Source organism: Caballeronia humi (assembly GCF_001544475.1).
Classification (GTDB): Bacteria; Pseudomonadota; Gammaproteobacteria; order Burkholderiales; family Burkholderiaceae; genus Caballeronia; species Caballeronia humi.
In genome coordinates this window covers 17,494-42,540 of record NZ_FCNW02000051.1, presented here as the reverse complement: position 1 = coordinate 42,540, position 25,047 = coordinate 17,494, and the positions used below count along the sequence as shown (strand labels likewise).

Below are 25,047 nucleotides of genomic sequence, written 5' to 3'. Positions count from 1 at the left end.
GCGAGCGCGTCGCCATTCTCGCATCGTGGAATCAGCAACGACGATCCCGTGAAAACCCCCGCTTCTTCAGCACAGCCTTAGATCCTCGTCCCTGTCGACAGGGTCTCGGCGGAGTCGTACAAAAAGTCGGCAGATCCGCCTGCCGGGCGTAAGCTACGGGAAGATGTGTCTTTAACGAAACCTACGGCCCGGTTGTGTCTAAGTGGATCAACAGCAGATTAATTGGCTTCGCCGTCGCTTGGTCGCAGTTAGCGGGCAGCGCTCAAGCAGCGGATTTCAAGATCAACCCGCAGGCTGCGCGATTTGTCCTAGCAATCGTGCTTGATGATTTTCAGACGGCACAGGCGGGCGGCGCGTACATGTTCTCGTATGGACCGAATGAATCGGAAGCTTCGCTGCGCGTGAAGGTCGAGCAGTGGCTTTCAGGTCACGATCCGGAGGCCCTGGAAATGGATGCCTCCGAGCGGCAGACGCTCTTCAAGTTCTATTGGGCTGCCAGCATGATGCCGAAGCGCTCGACCTGCTTCGTTCGGATGGAAGCCGAGTCATGCCGACAGGAGTTGACCAAATGGATGTCGCGCGAGGCAGCGGGCGATCCGCGTTTTCTGCTGGACTATAAGACGCTGGCTCCGGCGCTCGGGCTTCCCGCGCTGGCCGGTACAGGAGGGTCGTGAGCAGTCCAGCGATCTGCTGGCCATCCCGTGCTTGGGGATTGTCAGCAGAAGTTCCGGCTGACCGTCGTCAATCCGCCCAGCAAATGCGACATGTCGACAAGCCGTTGCGCGACGAGGTGGCGCACTTCGCCTTCGCATTGCCAGGTGCCATAGACCGCGAGCAGCGATGCGCCAAGCGCTTCCTTGCGCTGCTTTTCGAGCAATGACGGCCAGACGATCACGTTCACATTGCCCGTCTCGTCTTCGAGCGTCACGAACATCACGCCCTTGGCGGTGCCGGGGCGCTGCCTGACGGTCACGAGACCGCAGCCGCGAGCCAGCCGGCCGTTCGGATACGTTCGCAGCGTCGATGCCGGGATCAGGCGCTGCTTGAGCAGGATCGGGCGAAGCAACTCCAGCGGGTGACGCCCCAGCGTGAGTCCGGTCGACTTATAGTCGCTGACGATGTCTTCCGCTTCAGTCGGAGCGCCGAGTACCGGTGTCTCGTCTTCCAGGCGGGCGTCGACCAGCATGTCCTTGTCGGGGACGGCCGCGACCGACTGCCATAACGCCTCACGACGATTGCCCGCGAGAGAGACCAGCGCGTTGGCGCTCGCCAGCACCTGAAGATCATGCCGGTCGAGTTGCGCGCGCCGCGCGAGATCGCTGACATTCAGGAACGGCCTGACCGCGCGTGCGGCTTCGATCCGCTCCGCCGCGCCGTCGCGCATCCCTCTGAGCAAGGACAAGCCGAGCCGCACGGCCGCCGCCTCTCCTTCACGACGTTCGAGAACGGAATCCCAGCCGCTGATCGTCACATCGACGGGCGCCACCTGCACGCCGTGCCGCTTCGCATCCTGGACGAGTTGCGAGGGCGAATAAAAGCCCATCGGCTGCGAATTGAGCATCGCGGCGAGAAATGCAGCCGGCTCGTGACATTTCAGCCAACTGCTCGCATACACCAGCAGGGCGAAGCTCGCCGCGTGACTCTCCGGAAAGCCGTACTCGCCGAAGCCCTTGATCTGTTCGAAGATGGCTTCCGCAAAGTCCTGTTTATACCCACGCTCGCGCATGCCGTTGACGATACGGTCGTAGTACTTCTGCAAGCCGCCTTTGCGCTTCCAGGCGGCCATCGCACGCCTGAGTTGATCCGCTTCACCCGGTGTGAAACCCGCCGCGAGGATCGCGACCTGCATCACCTGCTCCTGGAAAATCGGCACGCCCAACGTGCGCCCGAGCGCAGCCTCAAGCGCATCGCTGGGATAGGTGACAGGCTCGAATCCTTGTCGGCGGCGTAGATAGGGGTGAACTGCGCCACCCTGAATCGGCCCCGGTCGAACGATCGCGACTTCGATCACGAGATCGTAAAAGGTCCTCGGCTGGAGCCGCGGCAGCATTGACATCTGCGCACGGGATTCGATCTGGAACACGCCGATCGTATCCGCCTGCGAGATCATCTCGTAGGTGACGGGGTCCTCGGCGGGGATGTCCTGCATCTCGAAGCGCTCGCCGCGCTGCTCGGACACGATGTCGAGCGTGCGACGGATCGCCGAGAGCATGCCGAGCGCAAGCACGTCGATCTTGAGCAGCCCGAGCGCCTCGAGATCGTCCTTGTCCCACTGGATGGCGCTGCGATCGGCCATCGCGGCGTTCTCGACGGGCACGAGCCGCGTGAGCTTGCCGCGACTAATCACGAAACCGCCCGAATGCTGCGACAGGTGGCGTGGGAAATTCAGTATCTGCCCCGCAAGCGACGCCCAGGCGACAATCAACGGGTTCTCCGGGTCCAGCCCCGACTCGCCGAAGCGTTGCAACAGGTCCTGCGAATTGTCGAACCACTGATGGCTCTTCGCGACTCGGTCGACGATCTGCGGGTCGACGCCCAGCGCCTTGCCCGTTTCCCTCAGCGCGCCACGAGGCCGATACGTGGAGACCGCCGCCGCGATCGCCGCGCGGTCGCGTCCATACTTTCGATAGATGTATTGGATGACCTCCTCGCGCCGCTGATGCTCGAAATCGACGTCGATATCGGGCGGCTCGCCGCGTTCCTTGCTGATGAATCGCTCGAACAGCATGCTGCCGCGCGAAGGATCGACTTCGGTCACGCCGAGGCAATAGCACACGGCGGAATTCGCCGCGGACCCACGTCCCTGACACAGGATGTGCTGGCTGCGGGCGAAGCGCACGATGTCGTAGACCGTCAGGAAATACGCTTCGTATCCGAGATCGCGGATCAACTGCAGTTCGTGCTCGACCTGCTCCTGCACCGCGTGCGGGATGCCGTGCGGAAAGCGCCGATGCGCACCGACATACGTTTCCTGCCGCAGATACGCCTCGTGCGTGAAGCCTGGCGGAACGAGTTCGTCGGGATATTCGTACCTGAGTTCGTCGAGCGAAAAAGTGCAGCGCTCCAGCACGCTCAATGTTTCGGTCAGCGCGTGCTCGGGATACAGGTTGGCGAGCCGCAAGCGCGAGCGCAGGTGCTGTTCGGCATTGGGCGCGAGATCGTAGCCGCATTGCGCGACAGGTTTGCCGAGGCGAATGGCCGTCATCGTGTCTTGCAGCGGCTTTCTCGACCGTACATGCATGACGACGTTGCCGGTCGCGACGACTGGCACCAGATGCCGGGAGGCAAGGTGTTCGACCGTGCCGCGATGGATATCGTCCATCGCGCGCTGATGCAGGGTCAGTCCCACCCAGGCCCGAGCCGGAAAGGTCGCATTCATCCAGTCGAGTTGCGCGGCGAGCGCGTCTTCGTTCGCAGGGAAATCGGGAATGAGGATCGCGAGGCAGTTCGGCATGCCGCGCAGGTGCGCGTACGCCTTCTCCGGACGCGCGATGTCCTGCGGCGTCAGCAGATAGCTGCCCTTCGCCGCCCGCATGCGGCCGAGTGTAATCAGCTCGGACAGGTTGCCGTAGCCATCGCGGTTCTGAGCCAGCAGAATCAGCCCGAAGGCGGGGCGTTTGTCGGCGTGCACCAGCTTGAAATACGACCCGATGACGAGCGGCAGCTTCTCTTCCTTCGCCTGCACATGAGCACGGACGACGCCCGCGAGCGAACACTCGTCAGTGATGGCGAGACCCGAGTAGCCGAGCTGCGACGCGCGCATGACGAGTTCTTCCCCGCGCGACGCCCCATGCAGGAAGCTGAAGTTGGAAAAGGCGAAGAGCTCCGCATACGCGGGCAGGGCGGAGAAAGGCGAATCCACGGCGTTTGGCTCATGTCATCCAAAGAGGCCGTGCAGGAACCAGCGCACTTCGTCCGAGGTGGCGCTCGGGCGCTCCCGGTAGATCCAGTAGCAGCTTTTGTCGGCGGCTTCAGCGACGAAGTAGTCGCGCGCGGCCAGATCGCCGTCGAACCAGCCGGCCTCGATGCGCTCGCCCGTCGAGACGAGCTTCAGCGTCGATCCGTAGAACGGCCGGTGGTTCTTGACCATCAGACGCAGCGGCGTTTCGAGCAGCCACGTCGGGCGGGGCAGATCACAAGGCGGCGCTTCGGGCCTGGCGGCATCCTGGACCGATACCGATACCGATACCCAGCGGTTCGCGTGTTCCGGCCGATGGTCCGAGGTCGGCGCGGGGCGCAGGACGTTCTCCGGTCCCAGACGCGCGACGAGCAGTTCCAGCAGACGATTGTGGTCCTCCGCCGAGCCGCCGGGGTCCGGGAAGAGGGTATCAGTCGGTGGTTCGGCGGCCTGGACCTTGGTCGCGGTGAGCCGCACGGCGATGACGGCCGCCGGAAGTTCAACGCGCCCCAAGCGCTCTTTCAACAGCCGCACGAGATGTTCTTCGTGCCAGGTCGGCTCGGCGAGCGCCAGGTCGATCGTGGTCGGCTCGATCGCCTCGCGTCCGCGTTCGTGTTCGAGCGTCACGCTCGCGTGTGTGAGCGCGAGTTGCTGCGCGCTCAGCCAGCCGCATAGCTGCACGACGAGCCGCTCACGCTCAAGGGAACGCATCTTGAGCACGCGGCGATGCCCGCGCTTGGCGAGCATCCAGGCGCCCTGACCGGTCGGGGCGACGCTCATGCGCACGCTCACGCCCACGGCGTCGACGATCTGCCTGATCTGATGGCAGATCCGCAGGATGCCGCCGAAAAGACGCAGGCTCGCCGACACATCGACTACGACCGTATCTTCTTCACAGACGGCCACCATCGGCGAAAAACGCATCAGGGCGAGCGCGACCTCGCGCAGCATGTCCTGCTCGCGCACGGGCGCGCGGTCGTAGACGAGCGCATCGGGCGCGAGCGTCACGACGCCCCCGCGCTTCATACCGAGCAAAACGCCCGCCTCCCGAGCCACCGCGTCGGCGATGGCGACCTTGTCCTTGTCCAGCACGACGCAGCCGTTCGCCGTCCTAGGCGACCACCTTGGACGGAATACCTCCAGCGAAAGCCGGGGCAGGTGAATGGCGACGAGTACGGCCATGAGGGCTGAGCAGAATCGGTGAGGGTTGGAGGGCGACGCTGAGCGTCTCGTTTCGTATCGGTCCTCGTCGCTTGACGACGTCGACGACGATGCCGCCATCGGCCGAACGCACGGCGAGCCGCAACGTGGCCGGCGACGCATCCGCTGCGCTGGCGAGCGGCCGGACAAGGAGAAAAAGCGTCTCCGTCGCCTGCGCCGCGAGATGCAGCCGCCGCAGGGCCTCGGCGCGAATGTGCTGCTGCCAGAAGACCAACGCGCCGCAACTTCGTGCCCGCAGCACCTGTTCGGCGCACCAGAGCGCGTCGGCGGTCTTCGGCGCACGCAACTGGATCAGCTTGTCTAGCGGCAATCCCAGATAGGAGAACGCGAGCGAATTGGGCAGCTTGCAGTAGCGCAACCGGCCGGCGGCTGAGTTCGGCGAGCGCCGGGCGCAACAGGCGAAGCTCACCCACGCCGGGCTGCTGCACCAGCAATTCGACGAGCGACCCGAGCGGCCAGCCGCCACCTGGAAGCTCCGCCGACAGGGCCGCGTAGCCTGTGTCGACCGTCTTGCCATAGGCACGCGCGAGCTGCGACCCGCGCCACAGCGCGGGGTGGATCGACTCGACGTGTTTCGGCAGGGCGGACATAGCGTGAATGACTGTATGGATGTACAGTACTTTACATGGAAAACGCTAACAGTGAATTGATAATCATTGGAAGGCCTCCGAGATCCGCACGTTCGTGCGACGGCTCGAACGTGCGGATCTCCGTCTACAGTTGGACGGCACCGGCCAGTTCACGTGTGTAGGAAGCTAAGATGAAATATTGCGGAATCGATCTGCACTCTACCAACGCGGAAGATACGGTCATTAACGATGATGACCGACGCTATATTGCAAGCCGCTCAGCAACGAACTGCAACAGATTGTGACTGCGCTCGCTCCCATCAAGGTGAACTTGGAGGGGTAGTCGTGGGGGCAACTCGCCTCAATGGCGACACGTACGCCTCAACGACGAGTCGGTTCGTGCTTTCGGACTGCCGTATCTCGTCGAGGATCGATGGTGGCTAACCAGCAGCAGAATAAATGAAGAGTTGGCAGCATAGTTGCGCAAAGTCGGAACGGGCGTCTGGAAAAAAACAATTCAGCGGAGCGAAGCCCTACAGGGCTAGCGCTTACCCAACAGCCAATCTTTATAGAAAGCGCACAGGTTTGAAGTGGATACGAACGTAAAGACCTTGGAGACGGTATCGCGCGGCGGAGAAGCCGTCCGGTTTGAGATCGAGATAATTGAAAAAGACTCAAGTGTTCTATTAGTCGTAAGGCGCTCGAGGATCACTTCTGGCTCGGACGGCATGCTGACGAGGCCCACCTCCTTCACGCGTTTTCAGATGGTAGAAAGAGGATCGTCGCAATGGCTGAACGCAAGGCCCGTCGCTTGGCAACCGAGGCGATTAAACTTACCTCACAGGACTTCGAGCGGTAGGACCCGGACGCACGATGACGAAGAGCGAAAATAAATCAAGCGAGGCGAGGGCGCTTAAGCGTGTCGCGAATGCCGCGCGTGAAGCGCAGGCTGCCTCGATTGCACTTGATGCACATTTTTCAGACGGCGCCACACATACTCCGGCCACGCTTGAATTGGCGCGGTTTGCCGCCGCGATGCAGGAATTGAGGGACGCTCGGGAAGCGTTTGACGGGTTGATGGTGGACGAGAAAAGAAGCGCTCCCAGTAATATTGATCGAAGCGTTGGTACGTCCGGGTGACTTTGCAAATACCGAAACATCCGAGCACTTGCAGACTGCTTATCGGCCTTTGTGGATGCTCCGCCGTCGAGCCGCCGTGCGGCTTCAGTGCGCCGCTTTGCGGCGCTTCATAATCCGGTGCTCAGCGTGGGGTCCGCGTATATAAACATGTTGCACGAGTCAAATCTGGACAAGGAATTGCAAGCTGGCCGCGCTAAATTGACGGGCGATCGCGGCAAGCTTACGGAACTGCTATCACTGACTGACAGCTTCAATCTGTTGTTCACAATCGTTACGCCGCGCCCGTGAATGCGCGTGACGCCTGCGCGGGTCCCGCACATGAGAAATCAAGCCGGGCGGATGGCGAAGGCTATTCGCTTGTTCTGCCATGGCCTATGCCGCCGCGCTAGCTTGTTCGACAAGAGCGGCATTCCGCTGTTTCGATCGACCCCTGAAGACTGCTTGCCTAGCGGCGATGCCCGTCAAATCCCTGTCGCAGGCACTGAGACGGGGAAAGAGCCAAACGGTGTTCGAAACGCTGGACTTTCGACTGCTGGCGGGATGCGATCATCCGTAGAACGCAAACCGGCACGGCTGAGAGAAACGTGCGTCTACTTTTTTTGCGTGCAAGGGAGCGCGCAACATCTGCGCAGACAACAACTGCTACTCAGACGACACGGTCCTTGAAAAGGGACGTGCGAGCACCTAGCATTGCCTTACCGGCGATGCAATCGGTTTTAAGCCCCAATCTGCTATCGCACGTGGCGCGGCGCATCGTCAACCGGACTCGCTCTGCGCGCCAGGGAGGCGGTCATGCGCGTTCTTTCGATGCACCTCCTTTCGAAGCATGCGCCGCAGCCAGTCAGCAGCTCGCTTGTGCGGCAATATCGACCAAAATCAAGGCCGCTGGCCGCGATCGTGCTTGCCAGCATGACCATGCCTGCCTTCGGCGCAGGCCCGCTTCCAAGCGGCGGAAGGTTCGTCGGGGGCGCAGGCTCGATGGCGACCAATGGCACGACTCTCGCCATTACACAGACCACGCCGACGGCCATCATCGACTGGAACAGCTTCGTGATCGGCAAGGCGCACGCGGTATCCATCGACAACCCGAATGGCGCGACGCTGAACCGCGTGACTGGGCCGGGCGTCGCCACCATCGACGGCAAACTCACCGGCGTCGGCGACGTGTATCTGCTCGATCCGCACGGGGTGGTAGTTGGACGCACCGGCGTTGTGACGACGGGTGGGCGCTTCGTGGCATCGACGCTCAATGTCACGAACGATGACTTCATGCGCTATTTTCCCCAGGTGTCGCTAACGGGAAAGTCAGACGGAAAGATCGTCAATCTCGGGAAGATCGAGTCGACCGGCAGCGACGTCTTCCTGATCGCAAGTAACAAGGTTGTGAACGCGGGCGAACTGCGCGCGGACAAGGGTCTTGCGCAACTGGCAGTCGGAGAGAAGGTGCTCATTCCGCTTTACGAGCGACTCGGTTACATAGCGTACATTGAGCTCGGCAGTGGCGGCACTGCGCTGAACGCGGGCGTCATCCGCGCGGCACAGATCGCGATCGAAGCCGCCGACGGCAATGTTTTCGCGCTCGCAGGGCGCAACAGGGAACTCCATGCAACTGGCACTGCCGAGCGTGGCGGGCACGTGTGGCTCGTCGCGCAGACCGGGCGGGTCCAGGCTAACGGCGCGACAATTACCGCGGACAAGGGTACGGGACCGCCGAGCGAAGTGGCCATCACCGCCGACCGCATGAGCATGGGTGATGCCACGTTGCACGCAGATTCGTTGAACATCACCATACCTGAGCTGACCATCGATTCGGCGTTGGGGCGAACGCTTTCGCACAGTCTGTCTTCCGGGACGGCGGTGACGGTCGATACCGCGGACGCGTATCCGCCTCGGCGCACGGGCGACATCGTCGTGGGCGGCGATGTGCGCTGGACAGGCGCAGCGCCGTTCTACTTCCGCACGCGGCATTCAGTGACTTTCTCACCGGGCGTGACCGTCGCCAACGCAGGTAGCGGAAAGTTCACCGTTGCCGCTGACGCTCTGGGAGCCAACAACGGCGGGAGTGTGTCGAACTACGGCGTGCTCGACTGGTGTCGCAGCACTGGTCTCGTTGAGATGTATTACGACCGCAACGGCTTATATGGTCCCGGCGTGCAGCACAGCAACCTGGCGTGGCGACCGGCACACCTGAGCGGGCTGAAGACTCAAATCACCGGCTACATGCAGATCAACGATCCCACCGACTTCAGCGCTATCTACGACAACCTCGCTGGCAACTATCGCGTAAAGAGCTTTTTCAACGGTGGCGCGCTGCCAGCGCCCATCGGTAGTGCGGAGCATCCGTTCGCCGGACAGTTCGACGGCGGCGGCGGGCTCTTCTCTGTAAGCATAGACGCGCGCAATACCAATTCCAGTTCGACTACCGGTCTCTTTGGCGTGGTCGGCGAGGGGGCGGTGGTCCGTGACTTTGCTTTGACCGACGGCTCGGCCACGGCGAGCGAAGGCGCGCTAGGCATGATAGCGGGGCGCAACGACGGGCTGATAATCGACGTTTTCACCTACGGGACCGTGCGCGGAGGCACCACCGCTACGGGGGGCATCGTGGGTATCAATCGCGGCGTGCTCGCGAAAACGAGGAGTGAATACACCGCGGTGTCGGGCGGTGCGGCGACCGGCGGTGCGGTGGGCGTCAACGAGGGAATCGTTATTCGTGCTGCAGCTGGAGGCGACGTTACGAGCGAGCACGGGCCGGCCGGCGGCGTCGCAGGCGAGAATCGCGGCCATATCGAGCAATCGGCCTCCGTCGGCCAGGTAATGTTACCGGCTATCAGCGCAGGCGGGACTGTCGGCGGTTTGATCGGCTCGAACTCTGGCTCCCTTTCGCAGTCGGTCACCGACGCCCATACCAGCACGACTCTTAGTGGCGCTCCGCTCGGTGGCGTCGCTGGCGTCAACGTCGGCACGATTGCACCAGATGTCTTCTGGCGTAAGGATGTTGGAGACGCAGTGACAGCGGTGGGTCGGGGTAACACGCTTCCCGCAACGAGTGGCTTGACTGCCGCAGGTCTTGCCAAGTCGGCGAGCTACGGGCCGACATGGGACTTCAGCGCACGCGGCGTCTGGGAACCACCAGAACTGTGGGGCTTTCCCAGGCTTCGATATTAGACGGCGTCGCGACCAGCCGTTGCGGTAACGCGCGCCCGGACGTTCACTGCTTCGACGTCACATCGACTGCCTTCTCATCGTCGTGGAAGAACGGGAGGAGGTAGCGCGTCTCTTCACCGTGACGTCCGCGATCCCAACGTTGAGCGGAGATCGTTTCTACCTGTCAGAGCCCGATTTGGCCATCACTCGAATCACCTTGGTATTTGCGCGTGGTTTCTCCATGCCGTTATGGCACATTTCCAAATGGTTGCGCAGGTCCATCCGTGATGGCAACCGTCGGTCGACGCGCCGATCACGTCCGGTCGGGCCGCATCCCGAACCCGCGTGCGGTTTCCGTGGCTGAACGTTCGACTCCTGCCTACGTCTGGCTTAAGCCTGCAGAAGTGTGTACACGTCGCGTGACCCCTCGCGCGACGCTTACGGAAGCAGCCGCGAAAGCGCGCAGCCAGCGCGTCCACTACGCGAACAAGACGGATCGCATCAAAGCGCGCCTGGGGACGAATCTCGGGAACTACCTCGTCCTCGTCCTCGAGATCGCAGACGCCGACCTCGAAGGTGACGCCTTGAAAGCGAAGCAGGTTGAGACGCTCGCGGTGATCGACGCCATGAGCGTGAAGGTGAAGAATAGTGCGAGCATCTTGCTCGACTTCCTCTCGGGCAAGACCGCGAAGCCGAACGAGATCCTCGAGCGTGCGCTCGACGTGCTCGCCGCCGACGGGAAGATCACGACGGGCGACAACGGGAACCTCCACAAGAATCTGATTGCGAAGCCGTATTCCCCGAGCGCTGCGCGCGCGATGGGCCGCAACACGGTGACGATCATGCAGAAGACCAAGATGATCGTCGCTGGGGCGAACAAGGGTGAGTTCCTGCCAAATCCGAAGAGCCTGTTCTTGCTGATCGCCGAGCAGAACCTCGATCCGGCATCTCCGGCTGTTGCAGACGAACCGGCGGGCGCTGTCACAGGAGTTTCGGCGGCTTGAATGTGCGAAGCGGGCTATGGCCCGCTTCTTGTTGCGAGACCAGTGCCGCGGCGTCCGCGGGCCGGAACCCGTGGTGCGACTGTTGCTTTCTTCACCGACCCTCTGTTTCGGTAGAGGCAGTGGTGCGGCATACCGCGCAGACCTAGTAGCTGACCCGACAAGGCACCGCGCGACGAAGCGCGTTCCTGGCGTTGGGCTTCACCCTTTTGATTCAAGTCAATCCGTCCCGACTCTATATCTCTGATTATGGAGCAGCACTAAGCAGCGCTTGCTTATGGCGGACTAGATATCAAACGAAGCTCTATGATTAAGGAGGCCGTATGCAGGTTATTAACAAAGCGTTGCGTCGTCGGGTGCTTACAAAAATTGGCAGTGTATCGCTGCTTGGCTTTGCGGGTTTAGCAGCGATAGGCGGTCATACCCCTGTGCTCGCGCAGGTCGGTCGAAAAAAGAGTTCGGTCGCCTGCGTTTCGTGGGGACCGAACCGCCTTGACATATTCGGCGTAGGCACCGACAACCAGATGTATCACAAAGCGTGGAATGGCACCTGTTGGCTTCCTTCGCAGCGTGAATGGGAGCCACTCGGCGGCAGTTTTAGAAGCTCTCCAGCAGCGGTTTCTGGGGAGCGGAATCGTCTCAACCTAATCGCACTGGGCACCGACAACCAGATGTATCACAAAGCGTGGAACGGCCATAGTTGGTTGCCCTCGCAAAATGGTTGGGAACCGTTGGCCATCGGAATGCCGTCGAGGGTCGAAAAGCCCATGCTGGTGTCGCGGCTTGAGCCCGCGCTCATCGCGCACAGGCTCGCGCCGCTTCCCAGGTGCGCGGCGATCACTTTGCCCGCGGCCAAGCGCTGCGACTGGCGCGCCAGCGCGCGAGCAATGAACTGGTACGAGAGTCCGTGGAAGCCGTAGCGCTTGACGCCGTTGTCGAAGAACCGGCGAGGCAGGGCGAAGCGCCGCACGAGATCCGTTTGCGTGCGATGAAAGGCCGTATCGAACGACGCCGATTGCAGCAGGTGCGGCCGCAGGTGCCGGATCGCGCGAATGAGCCGTACGCTTTGCGGCTGATGCAGCGGTGCGAGCGGCACGAGTTCGACGATGGCGGCAAGCGTTGCGTCTGTGATCGCAACCGGACCGGCGAACGCGTCACCGCCATGCACCACGCGATGCCCGACGGCGACGAGGTCGGTCAGCGAAAAGTGCGTCGCGAACCAGTTCAGCGTTTCGTCCAGCACGTCGTGCAGGTCTTCCGTGACGCTTGCCTGCAAGGGGATCTCGCGGGTCTTGTCGCCACCGACGAGATGCAGCAACAGCGGGGCATGCTGGAAGTCGATCGTGCCCTGACCGATGCGCCTGGCGCCATCGGCCGTGACATTGAAAAGGCCGATCTTGACCGTCGACGATCCAGGATTGAAGGTGAGCAGCAGCGGGGCGCTCACGGCAATGCGGCGCCGCGCAGCGTCCGTGCGGCGACGATCTTCGCCAGCGCGACGGAAGCGAGCCGCGAGCGGAGGCTGTCGGCGCGGCTCGTCATGATGATCGGCAGGCGCGCGCCGAGCACGAGGCCGGCACCATCGGCGCCCCCGAAGTACATCAGTTGCTTCGTGAGCATATTCCCGGCCTCCAGGTCGGGCACGAGCAGGATGTCCGCCTGGCCCGCCACCGGCGAGACGATGCCCTTGGTCCTGGCCGCCGCCATGCTGATGGCATTGTCGAAGGCGAGCGGGCCATCGACGAGCGCGCCGCGAATCTGGCCGCGCGCAGCCATGACCGTGAGCGCCGCGGCGTCGAGCGTGGTCGGCATGCGCGGATTGACGGTTTCCACGGCGGCAAGCACGGCAAGCCGCGGTTGCTCGATGCCGAGCACATGCAGCAGGTCGATCGTGTTCTGGCAGATGTCGCGCTTTTCCTCCAGCGACGGCGTAATGTTCACGGCGGCGTCGGTGACGAAGAGCGGTTTCGGATAGCCGGGCACGTCCATCGCGTAGACGTGGCTGATGCGCCGTTCGGTCCGCAGGTTCGAGCCACGGTCCACGACCGCCGCGAGCAGTTCATGCGTTTCCAGGCTGCCTTTCATCAGCGCCTCGACCTTGCCCGCCGCGCCCATGGCCACGGCACGCGCGGCCGCCGCATGGCTGTGCGCCACCGCCTCGATGCTCACGCCGTCGAGGCTCACCTGCGCTTCTTCTGCCGCCGCTCGAATCTTCGCTTCGGGGCCGATCAGCACGGGATCGAGCAAGCCTTCGTCGCGTGCCTCGATGGCGGCCTTGATCGCCTCCGGTGAGCATGGATGAACGATCGCCGTGCGCAGGGCGGGAAGCGCACGTGCTTCGCGCATGAAGGCGTCGTAGCGATCGTGCCTGCGCACCAATACGTCGGGCCGCGCCATCCTCGGCCAGACGATCGGTTCAGCCGGCGCAATCACCGTGGCCATGCCCGTCAGCACGATGTCGCCGCGCTGATTGGTGCAGCGCGTATCCATCAGGACGATCCGCTTGTCCGCGCGCTTCTCCTTGACGGTCACGGTGGCCGTGACGACATCGCCGGGCACGACCGGGTGGCGGAACTGCAGGTCCTGGTCGAGATAGATCGTGCCGGGCCCCGGCAGTCTCGTGCCGAGCAGCGCCGAGATCAGCCCGGCCGTCCACATGCCTTGCACAACGACATGGCCGAACATATCGTGTGCGGCGAACGCCGCGTCGACATGGGCGGGATTGACGTCGCCCGACATCGCGGCGAACAACTGGATATCGTCGAGCCCGGCAGTGCGCACGAGCGATGCCGACTCGCCGAGCGTGAGTTCATCGAACGTGCGGTTGTGAAGCAGCAGGTCGTCGTTCATGGCTCGCTCTCAGGGCTGAAGCACGTAGGTGCCGGGCGCGTCCGGCAGTGCCGCAGGCTCGCGGTGCGGCAGGCCCATGGGCGGCGGTGCCACGCGTTCCGGCGTCGAGCGTGCGTCGAACCAGCGGGCCCATTCGGTCCACCACGAACCGTCCTGCGGCGCGGCGGAGGCGAGCCATTCGTCGGGGCCGACACGAAGGTCGTCCACCGCCGCGTGCTCGATCCTGAAATGCCGGTTCGCATGTCCCGGTTCGCTGACGATCCCCGCGTTATGACCGCCGCTCGTCAGCACGAAGGTGACGTCGGTTTGCGAGACGTAATGGATCTTGTAGACCGAGCGCCACGGTGCGATATGGTCGCTCTCGGTGCCGACCACGAACATCGGCGCGTGGATGTTGCGCAGCGAAACCGGCCGCCCGTCGACGCGATAACGGCTCGCAGCCAGGTCGTTGTCGAGGAAGAGCTGGCGCAGATACTCGGAATGCATCCGGTACGGCATGCGCGTGGAGTCCGCATCCCAGGCCATCATGTCGAACATCGGCGTCGCGTCGCCGAGCATGTAATCGTGAACGACGTGAGACCAGATCAGATCGTTCGACTGCAGCATCTGGAAGGCCCCCGACATCTGGCTGGCGTCGAGATAACCCTTCGACCACATCATGCTCTCGACGAAATAGACCTCGCTGTCGTCGATGAACAGTTGCAGCGCGCCCGGCTCCGTGAAGTCGGTTTGCGCCGCGAAGAGCGATACCGAGGCGAGCCGTTCGTCGCCGACGCCCGCCATCGCCGCTGCGGCGATGGACAAGAGCGTGCCGCCGAGGCAATACCCGGTCGCATGGACCCGGTGTCCGGGCACGATCTCCGTCACGGCGTCGAGCGCGGCCATGACGCCCTGTGTCCGATAGTCCTCGAGACTCAACTCGCGATCCTCGGCGCCAACATTGCGCCATGAGATGCAGAACACCGTATAGCCCTGTGCGACCATGAAACGGACCAGCGAGTTGTGCGGCGAAAGGTCGAGGATGTAGTACTTCATGATCCACGCGGGCACGATCAGCACCGGTTCCGCGACGACCTTGGCGGTCGTCGGGCTGTACTGGATGAGCTCGATCAGATGATTGCGAAACACGACCTTGCCCGGTGTCGCGGCGAGGGCGACGCCGACCTTGAACGCGTCGATGCCGGCGGCAGGCTGTCCGCCTGCCTGGCGTCGAGCGTCATCGAATGCATGAAGGGCGCCTTGCAGAAGGTTCGCGCCGAGCGTCGCGTTCGTGCGCTGCACGACCTCGGGGTTGGTGAACGGCGAATTGCTCGGTGCTGCGACGTCGAGCATCTGGCGCGCGCCGAACCAGACGACGTCTTCATCATGTTTCGTCGTGCCCGGCACATCGTGCGTGGCCGCCTGCCACCATTGTTCGGTAAGCAGGAATGTCTGGAGCCACAGGCGATAGGGCTCCGTCTGCCAGGCATCGGCACGGAACCGGTGGTCTTGGGGCGCGGGTGCGGTGAGCGCAGGCGCGGCGCCGCCCAACGCGCTGCGAAGCATGTAGTCGCCGATTCGCCGGGCGTTCGCGACGGCGAGAGCGGCAAGCTGGAGCCGCTTTCCGGGCGCGGCCGACAGATGGATCAGCCAGTCGGCGACTGCCAGCGACAGCGCCGCCGGAGACAAGCCGCCGGTCAGGCGGCCAATGGCGGCTTCTTTCGTATGGTCGAGCGCGCGAAAGGCGTCGACGGAATGTAAGGCGAACGGCGCTTGTGACGGCGCGGCGTTTTCAGTCGGGACGATCCTCGAACGGGTATCCATGGGCTTCCTTCAAGTCGTTCGTACGTGCTTTGCGGCGGCGTGGACGTGCCAACGCCAGGAGCCTTCAGTATCTGAATGACTGGCGCGACCGAGGATGCTGCGCGATGTTGCTTGAAACGGAGTGCGGACGACGCGCTTCCGTCGTGCCGAAGCGGTGTGGCGTGAAACGGCATCTCGAAAAAACTTTATGCCTGTGTGGTGCGATTTATTTGACTTTGGTCAATCAAAGAGCATCTATGTTGGGCTTTGGCGATCCGTGTCGTTCTTCTAAACGGTTGATCAATGTAAGGATCGAACGGCGTCAGAAAGGGTGCGCGTTCGCATGCCCGAGCTCAGCAATGGTTAGCAGTCGACCCCGATCAGCACCTTCACGTGCGCGGCAGCGGCGCGTGCCAGCGGTGAGAGTTCGTAGCCACCTTCCAGGCAGGACACGATGCGTCCGTTGGCGTGGTGCCGCGCAACCTCGACGATGCGTTGCGTCACCCACGCATAGTCATTTTCGACCAAACCGAGGTTGCCCATGTCGTCTTCACGGTGGCCGTCGAAACCGGCCGAGATGAAAATCATTTCTGGCTTGAATGTCTCCAGTGCCGGTAGCCATTTTTCGGTCACTGCAGCCCGGAACGCTTCGCTGCCGGAGCGCGACGGCAGCGCGACGTTCACCATGTTCTTGCCGCGAGGCTGGTTGCCCGAAAACGGATATATTTTGTCCTCGAAAGTCGAGCAGATCAGCACCCGTTCATCCGCATGGAAAATGTCTTCGCTGCCGTTGCCGTGATGGACATCGAAATCGATCAATGCGATGCGTGCGAGGCCGTACACGTTCAGGGCGTGGCGGATACCCACCGCGACATTGTTGAAAAAGCAGAACCCGCCTGCCGCATCATATTCCGCATGGTGCCCAGGCGGGCGCACGTTGCAAAAGGCGGTGCTGGCTTTGCCCGCGATCACCAGGTCGGTCGCCAGCACCGCTGCGCCCGCGGCATGCAACGCCGCCTGGTAGGTGTAGGGATTCATCATGGTGTCGGGGTCGACTCGCACGTAACCCTCAGTCGGGGCCATGCTTGCGATGCTATGAATATAAGGAATCGAATGCGCTTGCGCGAGTTGTTGTTCCGTTGCGAGCGGCGCTTCACAGGTTTGCATGCAATCGATCAATCCCTTGATCAATAACATGTCGTGAATGGCCCCGATGCGCTCGGGTGACTCGGGGTGCATGTGCCCCATTTCATGTTTAACGCAGTCGGGATGAGATATGTAGGCGGATAACATGCGAGTCCGTTGCTCGGTGAAAGCTATTGCAATGCGGCGGATGGCGGAGGCCTGCTTCAGCTCGAGTACCGTTCATTTCAGCGCATCAAACACGCGCGCACGAAATTCGTCGACGCTACCCTGATCAGAAATGGCCGCATACCGTGGCGCCCTCCTTCTGGCCAAGGGATCGTCGCTACGCGCCCATTGATTGTAGTATTCGATCAGCGGCCGGGTTTGCGCGACGTATACGTCGAGGCGCTTCTCGACAGTTGCTTCCTGGTCGTCATCACGTTGGATCAGTGGTTCACCGGTTACGTCGTCCTCGTTCTCGACCTTCGGTGGGTTGAATCTGACGTGGTACGTACGTCCCGGTGCAGCGTGAACGCGCCGGCCGCTCATGCGCACGATGATCTCGTTGAACGGGACGTCGATCTCCAGCACGTATTCGATCGCGACACCCACTTGTTTCATCGCTTCGGACTGCGGCAATGTACGCGGGAAACCGTCGAAGAGATAGCCGTTTACGCAGTCCGACTCACGCAGGCGTTCCTTCACGAGGTTGATGATCAGGTCGTCCGGTACCAGTTCGCCGGCATCCATGAAACCCTTCGCTTCGACGCCGAGCGCCGAGCCAGCCTTAACGGCTCCGCGCAGCATGTCGCCGGTGGAAATTTGCGGAATCCCGAACTTCTCCTTGATGAAGTTCGCCTGTGTGCCCTTACCGGACCCGGGGGCGCCCAACAGTATCAAACGCATGTGATTGCTCCAAGTCTATGTCAATACTTTCGCGCGTAGCATTGCGGTAGCAGTTAGGTGTTCTGGTGATATACGTTGAGGCGAAGAACTCTATCAGACACCGCCTCCGGGAGGTGCAAGTTGACTCAAATCAATGAATGCACAGGCGTGGGGCGGTCTGTCATCAACCGGGCTTACCAGACTGCCCTTACATTCAGTGGTCGCCGGTGCCCGGTCGAGCCGCCATTCACGAGCCCCTGTGGCCGGAGATCGACAGCCGGAAGCTTGCACTTATTGCACTTATTGCGCGAAGAGCCGAGAGCACATTGCGGGCGACGTCCGGGCGGGCGGGAAAACACACCATGATCCATCGTCGTGCCGGAAGAACACGATGGTGAGCGTCCCGGTTGAAGTACAACCTTCGAGACGTACATAGCGCCCGTGCGTCGCAATCAGGCGTCCCATGCACGTTACCCGGGCTGGCCTCGACTGACTGGGCGCGAGCCACTTGTCCACGAGCGCTCGCAAGGAGATGTAGTTGCCGTTCATCGCTTGCTCCTACAGGCTTGGACATCGGCGGGATGTCGTTGATGAGGTCCACGATTCCAGTATGGGTCACGGGTCCGTACAGTTAAATCAGGGCGGCCTGAGAATGGAGTAGTCCGTTCTCCAGTCTTGTAGGGCGATCCCTACATGGCGTAATGGATTATTCGGTCGGCCGCGGGACGGTAGTCTTGTCCGGGTAACCCGGCATTGTCGCCAAGGCGCCGCGATCATTTGCGTTTGCAACCGGTTGGTGGCTGTCGAGTCGCTCGTCCTGCTGGGTTTCGATGGTGGCGTAAGGAAGGCGAGCAGTGCGCCCAGGGTCCATCAAGCACGTTGCGCGACGTATCGATCCAAACATCGGTGGCGTCCGTCGGGAAACGGACTCTCCTGATCCAGGTCAACGAAACCACGGGGCGGACCATTACGATCGATTTGTGAGGGCGGCAGAAGTGCTCGTTACCCGACACGGCGCATGACGCGCAGAAGACAATCGCAAGAAGCGCTGCGTCTGCCGCGCTCGCGGCCGCCCTGGACTACACGCAGACTGCAATGGAAAAATGGCTGCACAACTTCGGCTTCTGTGGCGTCGATGCACACGATGATCAAGGGGCAGCGAAAGCCTGGGTCTGGATGCATTGGTTGCTGTTCGCCATCAGTTTGCTCACGATTCCGGCTTTCTATCTCGAACTCGTAGGCGGCCCGGCGGCGTTCCATCGAGCAGGCCAGCTTCTTTATCTGGTCGTGGCTGTTGGCTTTGCCATTCTCTATGCCTGGATTGTGCGGCTGAGCCGGCATCCGCGAAGGCTCCTTGGTCGCAACTGGCTGGACATGTTGATCCTGCTGGGGGCGGCGGCGAGCATCGCGGGCGGGGCGACGCCATGGTCGGCGTGGGAGTGGCCGCCGCGAATGGGTTTCATGTGCGTCGTTGCGGTGCGCATCGTGCTCGCCTTGCGCATGTTGTTCGTCCCGAACCGGTTGCTCGTGCTCCTTCTCATCGGCGCTGCGGTGCTCGGCGTGGCGGGCGCAGGGTTCTACTGGCTCGAGCCGCGTGTGCAAAGTTATGCGGACGGCTTGTGGCTTGCGTTCGAGAGCAGTGCCACGGTCGGATACGGCGATGTTGCGCCGACAACGCCCGCTTCGCGCGTGTTCGCTGTTTTTGTCGTGCTGCTTGGCTACGGAATGTTGTCGCTGGTATTCGCCAACATCGCGGCGATGTTCGTTGGTGAGGAAGAGAAGTTGCTCCGGCGCGAAATGCATCGGGACATCAAGCGGCTGGAAGGAGAAATCTGCAGCATGCACGACGACTTGCGGGCATTGCGTGAAGAGCTCACTCGCGGCCAGTCATCCTGTCAGGCGTCGAACACTCGACGATAGATTCATTTTGATGATCCAGATCAGACGCCGTGACGCGTATGAGCAGATTGTTATATCGAGATGGCGAGCATCGAACAGAAGTGGCGAACGTGACGAGCATTCGGCATTCTGGTCCCCTCGTTGACATAGGGTCGCTTGGCTTGCACGTGATGCGCGGGTGTGTCTGCTGATCGCGCACATTTTCGAAGCTCTTACCGTCCGGGAAATCCGACATGAAACCCATTGAATCTGTCTTTATTGAACGCCGCGCTTTCCCGCCATCCGGGCAAGCATCGGCCCATGCCACGATCTCCGGCATGGACGCCTACAAAGCCCTGGCCGCGGAAGCCGAACGCGATTACGAAGGCTTCTGGGCGCGTCTCGCGCGCGAAACGCTCGCTTGGCACAAGCCTTTCACGAAGGTGCTCGACGAATCGAATGCGCCGTTCTACACCTGGTTCGAGGACGGCGAGCTCAACGCGTCGTACAACTGCATCGATCGCCACGTCGAAGCGGGCAACGGCGCGAAAAACGCGATCATCTACGAAGCCGACGACGGCACCGTCACCAACGTCATCTATCAGGACCTGCTACAGCGCGTCAAGAAGGGCGACCGCGTGGTGATCTACCTGCCGATGTCGGTGGAAGGCGTCGTCGCGATGCAGGCTTGCGCGCGCATTGGCGCCACGCATTCGGTCGTGTTCGGCGGGTTCTCATCGAAGTCGCTCAACGAACGGCTGGTCGACGTGGGCGCGGTCGCGCTCATCACCGCCGACGAACAGATGCGGGGCGGCAAGGCGCTACCCCTCAAGAGTATCGCCGACGAAGCGCTCGCGGCTGGCGGCTGCGAGGCGGTGAAGGACGTGATCGTGTATCGCAGGACGGGCGGCAAGGTCGCGTGGACCGAGGGCCGGGACAAGTGGATGCACGAACTCGTCGAGAACGAGTCGGACCAATGCGAGCCGGAGTGGGTCAGCGCCGAGCATCCGCTCTTCATCCTCTATACGTCCGGTTCCACGGGCAAGCCCAAGGGCGTGCAGCACAGCACCGGCGGCATCCTGCTGTGGTCCGCGCAGACCATGAAGTGGACGTTCGGCATGAAGCCGGACGACGTCTTCTGGTGTACCGCCGACATCGGCTGGATCACCGGACATAGCTACATCACCTACGGCCCGCCCGCGATTGGCGCGACGCAGGTCATGTTCGAAGGCGTGCCGACGTATCCGAACGCGGGCCGCTTCTGGGAGATGATCGCGAAGCACAAGGTCACGGTCTTCTACACGGCGCCGACCGCGATCCGCTCGCTCATCAAGGTATCGGAGGCGGATGCGAAGGTGCATCCGAAGAGCTTCGACCTCTCGACCTTGCGCATCCTCGGCACGGTCGGCGAGCCGATCAATCCCGAAGCGTGGATGTGGTATCACGAGAACGTGGCGGCGGGAAGTGTCCGATCGTCGATACGTGGTGGCAGACCGAGACCGGCGGCCACATGATCACGCCGCTGCCGGGCGCGACGCCGCTGGTGCCCGGCTCGTGCACGCTGCCGCTGCCGGGCATCATGGCCGCGATCGTCGATGAAACCGGGCAGGACGTGCCGAACGGGCAGGGCGGCATCCTCGTCGTGAAGCGTCCGTGGCCGTCGATGCTGCGCAATGTCTGGGGCGATCCGAAGCGCTATCAGACGAGCTATTTCCCCAAGGAACTCGGTGGCAGGCTGTATCTCGCGGGCGACGGCGCCGTGCGCGACAAGGACACCGGCTACTTCACGATCACGGGCCGCATCGACGACGTGCTGAACGTCTCGGGCCACCGGCTCGGCACGATGGAGATCGAGTCCGCGCTCGTGTCGAATCCGCTGGTCGCGGAAGCGGCGGTGGTGGGCCGTCCCGACGATACGACGGGCCAAGCCGTGGTCGCGTTCGTCGTGCTCAAGCAATCGCGTCCGGAGGGCGAGGAGAGCACGAGGATCGCAAACGAACTGCGCGCGTGGGTCGGGAAGGAGATCGGCCCGATCGCGAAGCCGAAGGACATCCGCTTCGGCGAGAACCTGCCGAAGACGCGTTCGGGCAAGATCATGCGGCGCCTGTTGCGCTCGCTTGCGAAGGGCGAGGAGATCACGCAGGACATATCGACGCTGGAAAACCCCGCGGTTCTCAGCCAGCTTGGCATGCCCCTTTAACGAAATATCCACGACGTTTCCGCAGGCGCGCCAAGACGCTCCGGATCGCATTTTCTTACCTGATGGAGACATACGATGAGCATCGCATCAACCCAAATGAAGTCCGTGAATCCCGCACCCCTTGGCTTGGCAGGCTTCGCCCTGACGACGTGGCTACTGAGCATGATCAACGCGGGATGGTTCACGGGCGATTCCATGAACATGGTACTGGCGTGCGCTCTCGCCTACGGCGGGACCGCGCAGGCGATCGCGGGCGTGATGGAATTGCCGCGTGGGAACACGTTCGGCGCCACCGCATTCCTTAGCTACGGCGCGTTCTGGTGGTCACTGGCACTGTTCGTCCTGTTCCTGCATGCGAAGGTTCCAGCCGCCTTCATCGGCTGGTATCTGTTCCTGTGGGGCTTCTTCACGTTCTATATGTGGCTTGCCACGTTTCGTTCGCCACGTGCGCTTCAACTCGTCTTTCTCGCGTTATGGATCACGTTCTTCCTGCTTGCCACTGGAGAATGGACGAGTTCGGTCGCGTTGCGAGTGGCGGGCGGGTACGGTGGAATGTTGACGGCCTTCCTGGCGTTCTACTTGTCCGCGGCGACCATTCTCAACGAGACGTACGGAAAGATCGTCCTGCCCATCGGCGATGTGCAGGCGGTGCAACCGCGGGTTGCCATGTCCTGAGAAGCACGCTGATAGCCGCCGGTCCAGTCGGTCCGCTACCGATTCCTGGACCGCTGGCCCGCACCACGACGCATGCGCAAGACCGCCGACAGCGCGTGGGGCGTGCTCCGAGGGTACGATCGTCCAGTCCTTGGTAACCATGCCTATTCACTATCTCCGAACCCTGACCGCCCGCAAACGCACCGACGAAGCCAACCGGCGGCTTGGCCTCGCACTCGCGTTCGTCGCGGGCGCGGCGAATGCCGGCGGTTTTCTTGCGGTAGGGCAGTACACCTCGCATATGTCGGGCATCGTTTCTGCGCTTGCCGACAACCTCGCGTTAGGGGACTTTCTTCTCGTCGTCGCCGGCTTGAGTTCGCTTGCCGCGTTCATCGTGGGAGCGGTCACATCGGCGATGTTGATCAACTGGGGACGAAGGCGTCAGGCGCAAAGCGAATTTGCGACGCCTCTGCTTCTCGAAGCGGTACTGCTGCTGTGCTTCGGGTTATTGGGATCGAATCTCGAACATCACCGGCTCATGTTCGTGACAGCTGATGGCTTCGCACAATTGCGCGAAGACGTATTATTTGCGCGAGTCTCGCGATCAGGCGCGCGGGGGCGATTGTGACGAGCTGAGGGTTTGGGGTTCGATGACGCGGAAAATCGACCAAAGTCGAACGGCAGGAGGGAGTGCGTAACCATATCGAGTCTGGCAGACGAGGTCGGCACTGCATGTACGAGGGTCACGCCTGCCGCGCGATGCGCGTCAAGCCGATCGTACAAGGCGGTGGTCAAGCGATCGGCGAGAGCTGATGGTGAGGCCACGCTCGTTCGCGATCGAGCCACGACGCGCCGATCATCCACGCCCGGTTCCTCGACGTCCAAGAGCGAGATGACATCCTGCAGTTCGCGGCCACCGAGGACATGTATCCGGCTGTCGACCTCATTGCTTCGTCGTGGGTGCTGCTGGACGCGGCCGTCGTCGGCGAGGAACACGCGAGCAACGCAAGTGCGCCGGACTGTGGAGCACTGGAGCGCCGCGACTTCGCTTGTGAGAGTCGGCTGATAACCGACACGCGACGGCAGGAGTCCCAGCAGGCCCGACACTTCGGCGCCCGCCTGCACGAAGCGGAATACGTTGTCCATCAGAAGCAGCACATTCTGGCGGCGCTCGTCGCGAAAGTATTCTGCCACCGTGAGCGCCGTTAGCGGCATGCGCCAGCGCGCGCGCCAGGTGGCTCGTTCATCCGGCCGTACACGAGGACCGTGCGCAAGAGCACGCCGGACGAGAAAGGACTTGCCGACGCCAGCAGCGCCAAAACATCGCGGCCTTGCCACCCAGCGCGAGCGGCCTTTCAATCGATCGTCAGCACCACGCGGCCGTCCACCTTGCCGTTCTTCAGATCGGCGAATACCGAATTGATGTTTTCGAGCCGGTCGCGATGAATCCGGGCGCGGACTTTGCCCTCCGCAGCGAATTCCAGCGACTCTTGCAAGTCGCGCCGGGTCCCGACGATCGAACCTCGTACGGTAATGCCGTTGAGTACCGTCGAGAAGATCGGCAGTGGGAAATCTCCGGGAGGCAGTCCGTTCAGCGATATGGTTCCGCCACGGCGCACCATGCCGAGCGCCTGCGCGAATGCGCTGCGCGAGACGGCGGTGACCAGCACGCCATGTGCGCCGCCGATCTCCTTCTGGATCACGGCTGCGGGATCGCCGGTCGAAGCGTCGATGGCGAGCTTCGCACCCAGTTCGCGGGCGAGCGCAAGCTTGGCGGGCTCAACGTCGATGGCGACGACATGCAGGCCCATCGCAATGGCGTATTGAACCGCGACGTGACCAAGGCCGCCGATACCAGAGATCGCGAGCCATTGTCCGGGCCGTGTGTCGGTCATGCGAATGCCCTTGTATACGGTGACGCCAGCGCACAGGATCGGCGCAATCTCCTCGAAGCCGACCTGCGAAGGCAGATGGCCGACGTAGTTCGGATCCGCGAGCACGTACTCGGCGTATCCGCCGTTCACCGAATAGCCCGTGTTCTGCTGATCGTGACAGAGCGTCTCCCAACCGCTCAGACAGTGCTCGCAGTGTCCGCATGCCGAATACAGCCACGGCACGCCAACGCGATCTCCCTCCTTGACGCTCTTGACGTCGGCTCCGACCGCAGAGACGTAGCCAACGCCCTCGTGCCCGGGAATGAACGGCAACGCGGGCTTGACCGGCCAGTCGCCGTCCGCCGCGTGCAGGTCGGTGTGACACACGCCTGACGCGGCGATCTTCACGAGGATCTGGTTGCGGGCAGGCGTTGGCACAAGCACCTCCTCGATACGAAGAGGTTCGCCAAATGCATGCACGACAGCAGCTTTCATCGACGTTGCCATTGATTTCTCCGATTGCCGAACGGTGGCCGTGGGTAGCGTCACGACCTCCCCAGTATCGGCGACGGCGGTCCGACAGCCTTGACTTAGGTCAAGCGGAGCCATCTCCCCCCGCGACGTAGCGGGGCGGCCATGAGCCGGAGCAAGCGTGGACAGGAGCGGGCGCTATGCCGATGGTGGTTCCGGCTGACTGTATTGACCTATGCTGAGCGGATTGAACTAAACGAGGTGACCTTTAGTAATTTCTTGAAGGAGCATCGGAAGTCCGTCCAGCGAGTAAGCAGCAGCGCAAGCGCGATGCTTGACCCAGGTCAATCGCCTC

14 protein-coding genes and 7 pseudogenes are annotated in these 25,047 nt (G+C 62.3%); 11 read left to right on the top strand and 10 right to left on the bottom strand.

Annotation, left to right across the window (positions count from 1 at the left end; all coding sequences use genetic code 11):
• Positions 1-194 precede the first annotated feature (194 nt).
• Entirely contained in the window at positions 195-674 is a 480-nt protein-coding gene (locus AWB65_RS28650) for a hypothetical protein (protein WP_235007812.1), read from the top strand.
• A gap of 41 nt (positions 675-715) precedes the next feature.
• Here the strand turns inward: AWB65_RS28650 and AWB65_RS28645 are convergent, their stop codons facing one another.
• The 3 genes and pseudogenes from AWB65_RS28645 to imuA all read right to left on the bottom strand — a co-directional run bounded on the left by AWB65_RS28645 (position 716) and on the right by imuA (position 5,709).
• The gene (locus AWB65_RS28645) at positions 716-3,862 is read right to left on the bottom strand and encodes an error-prone DNA polymerase (protein WP_087670348.1); all 3,147 of its coding nucleotides are present in this window, start codon (positions 3,860-3,862) and stop codon (positions 716-718) included.
• A gap of 15 nt (positions 3,863-3,877) precedes the next feature.
• A complete protein-coding gene (locus AWB65_RS28640) occupies positions 3,878-5,080 on the bottom strand; it encodes a Y-family DNA polymerase (protein WP_087670347.1) in 1,203 nt (400 codons plus the stop codon).
• Positions 5,010-5,709: pseudogene (gene imuA / locus AWB65_RS28635) on the bottom strand (translesion DNA synthesis-associated protein ImuA). Before imuA ends, AWB65_RS28640 begins: the two are co-directional and overlap by 71 nt.
• A 661-nt stretch (positions 5,710-6,370) precedes the next feature.
• Here imuA and AWB65_RS28630 point away from each other — a divergent pair.
• The 6 genes and pseudogenes from AWB65_RS28630 to AWB65_RS37910 form a co-directional block, all read left to right on the top strand.
• Positions 6,371-6,547: pseudogene (locus tag AWB65_RS28630) on the top strand (DUF1488 family protein); the annotation flags it as partial.
• A 14-nt stretch (positions 6,548-6,561) separates the two neighbouring features.
• A complete protein-coding gene (locus AWB65_RS28625; protein ID WP_087670346.1) occupies positions 6,562-6,828 on the top strand; it encodes a hypothetical protein in 267 nt (88 codons plus the stop codon).
• Positions 6,829-6,975: 147 nt separating this feature from the next.
• A complete protein-coding gene (locus AWB65_RS37915; RefSeq protein ID WP_125474230.1) occupies positions 6,976-7,116 on the top strand; it encodes an alkyl sulfatase C-terminal domain-containing protein in 141 nt (46 codons plus the stop codon).
• 504 nt (positions 7,117-7,620) lie between these two features.
• Positions 7,621-9,993: a two-partner secretion domain-containing protein gene (locus AWB65_RS28615; RefSeq protein WP_087670344.1), complete on the top strand. Its 2,373-nt coding sequence runs from the start codon at positions 7,621-7,623 to the stop codon at positions 9,991-9,993.
• Between the two features lie 398 nt (positions 9,994-10,391).
• Positions 10,392-10,976 carry a hypothetical protein gene (locus AWB65_RS28610; RefSeq protein ID WP_087670343.1) on the top strand — a complete coding sequence of 195 codons (585 nt, stop codon included), beginning with the start codon at positions 10,392-10,394 and terminating at the stop codon, positions 10,974-10,976.
• A 320-nt stretch (positions 10,977-11,296) separates the two neighbouring features.
• Positions 11,297-11,617: pseudogene (locus AWB65_RS37910) on the top strand (hypothetical protein); the annotation flags it as partial.
• Between the two features lie 89 nt (positions 11,618-11,706).
• Here AWB65_RS37910 and AWB65_RS28600 read toward each other — a convergent pair.
• The 5 genes and pseudogenes from AWB65_RS28600 to adk form a co-directional block, all read right to left on the bottom strand.
• Positions 11,707-12,420, bottom strand: a pseudogene (locus AWB65_RS28600) (acetate/propionate family kinase); the annotation flags it as partial.
• Positions 12,417-13,823: a bifunctional enoyl-CoA hydratase/phosphate acetyltransferase gene (locus AWB65_RS28595; protein WP_087670341.1), complete on the bottom strand. Its 1,407-nt coding sequence runs from the start codon at positions 13,821-13,823 to the stop codon at positions 12,417-12,419. The gene AWB65_RS28595 and the pseudogene AWB65_RS28600, both read right to left, overlap by 4 nt.
• Before the next feature lie 9 nt (positions 13,824-13,832).
• Positions 13,833-15,626 carry a PHA/PHB synthase family protein gene (locus tag AWB65_RS28590; RefSeq protein ID WP_087670340.1) on the bottom strand — a complete coding sequence of 598 codons (1,794 nt, stop codon included), beginning with the start codon at positions 15,624-15,626 and terminating at the stop codon, positions 13,833-13,835.
• Between the two features lie 342 nt (positions 15,627-15,968).
• A complete protein-coding gene (locus AWB65_RS28585; protein WP_087670339.1) occupies positions 15,969-16,898 on the bottom strand; it encodes a histone deacetylase family protein in 930 nt (309 codons plus the stop codon).
• A gap of 72 nt (positions 16,899-16,970) precedes the next feature.
• Complete coding sequence (gene adk, locus AWB65_RS28580; RefSeq protein ID WP_087660517.1) at positions 16,971-17,636, bottom strand: adenylate kinase; 666 nt, start codon at positions 17,634-17,636, stop codon at positions 16,971-16,973.
• A gap of 1,074 nt (positions 17,637-18,710) precedes the next feature.
• Here adk and AWB65_RS28570 point away from each other — a divergent pair.
• The 4 genes and pseudogenes from AWB65_RS28570 to AWB65_RS28555 all read left to right on the top strand — a co-directional run.
• The gene (locus AWB65_RS28570; RefSeq protein ID WP_087660519.1) at positions 18,711-19,535 is read left to right on the top strand and encodes a potassium channel family protein; all 825 of its coding nucleotides are present in this window, start codon (positions 18,711-18,713) and stop codon (positions 19,533-19,535) included.
• Between the two features lie 212 nt (positions 19,536-19,747).
• Positions 19,748-21,693, top strand: a pseudogene (gene acs, locus AWB65_RS28565) (acetate--CoA ligase).
• 75 nt (positions 21,694-21,768) lie between these two features.
• Complete coding sequence (locus tag AWB65_RS28560) at positions 21,769-22,368, top strand: acetate uptake transporter (protein WP_235007811.1); 600 nt, start codon at positions 21,769-21,771, stop codon at positions 22,366-22,368.
• A 139-nt stretch (positions 22,369-22,507) separates the two neighbouring features.
• A pseudogene (locus AWB65_RS28555) lies at positions 22,508-22,865 on the top strand (YoaK family protein); the annotation flags it as partial.
• 511 nt (positions 22,866-23,376) lie between these two features.
• Here AWB65_RS28555 and AWB65_RS28550 read toward each other — a convergent pair.
• Both AWB65_RS28550 and adhP read right to left on the bottom strand, forming a co-directional pair.
• Positions 23,377-23,633: pseudogene (locus AWB65_RS28550) on the bottom strand (F0F1 ATP synthase subunit beta); the annotation flags it as partial.
• A 69-nt stretch (positions 23,634-23,702) separates the two neighbouring features.
• Positions 23,703-24,728, bottom strand: coding sequence for an alcohol dehydrogenase AdhP (adhP, locus tag AWB65_RS28545; RefSeq protein ID WP_087670338.1), 1,026 nt, complete (start codon positions 24,726-24,728; stop codon positions 23,703-23,705).
• Positions 24,729-25,047 lie beyond the last annotated feature (319 nt).

Excerpts from the sequence above, each read along its gene's own strand:
- AWB65_RS37915 (WP_125474230.1), top strand. The coding sequence starts at position 6,976 with ATGTTGCACGAGTCAAATCTGGACAAGGAATTGCAAGCTGGCCGCGCT.
- AWB65_RS28625 (WP_087670346.1), top strand. The coding sequence starts at position 6,562 with ATGACGAAGAGCGAAAATAAATCAAGCGAGGCGAGGGCGCTTAAGCGT.
- AWB65_RS28560 (WP_235007811.1), top strand. The coding sequence starts at position 21,769 with ATGAGCATCGCATCAACCCAAATGAAGTCCGTGAATCCCGCACCCCTT.
- AWB65_RS28570 (WP_087660519.1), top strand. The coding sequence starts at position 18,711 with ATGGAAAAATGGCTGCACAACTTCGGCTTCTGTGGCGTCGATGCACAC.
- adk (WP_087660517.1), bottom strand. The coding sequence starts at position 17,636 with ATGCGTTTGATACTGTTGGGCGCCCCCGGGTCCGGTAAGGGCACACAG.
- AWB65_RS28585 (WP_087670339.1), bottom strand. The coding sequence starts at position 16,898 with ATGTTATCCGCCTACATATCTCATCCCGACTGCGTTAAACATGAAATG.
- AWB65_RS28640 (WP_087670347.1), bottom strand. The coding sequence starts at position 5,080 with ATGGCCGTACTCGTCGCCATTCACCTGCCCCGGCTTTCGCTGGAGGTA.
- AWB65_RS28615 (WP_087670344.1), top strand. The coding sequence starts at position 7,621 with ATGCGCGTTCTTTCGATGCACCTCCTTTCGAAGCATGCGCCGCAGCCA.
- AWB65_RS28590 (WP_087670340.1), bottom strand. The coding sequence starts at position 15,626 with ATGGATACCCGTTCGAGGATCGTCCCGACTGAAAACGCCGCGCCGTCA.
- adhP (WP_087670338.1), bottom strand. The coding sequence starts at position 24,728 with ATGGCAACGTCGATGAAAGCTGCTGTCGTGCATGCATTTGGCGAACCT.
- AWB65_RS28595 (WP_087670341.1), bottom strand. The coding sequence starts at position 13,823 with ATGAACGACGACCTGCTGCTTCACAACCGCACGTTCGATGAACTCACG.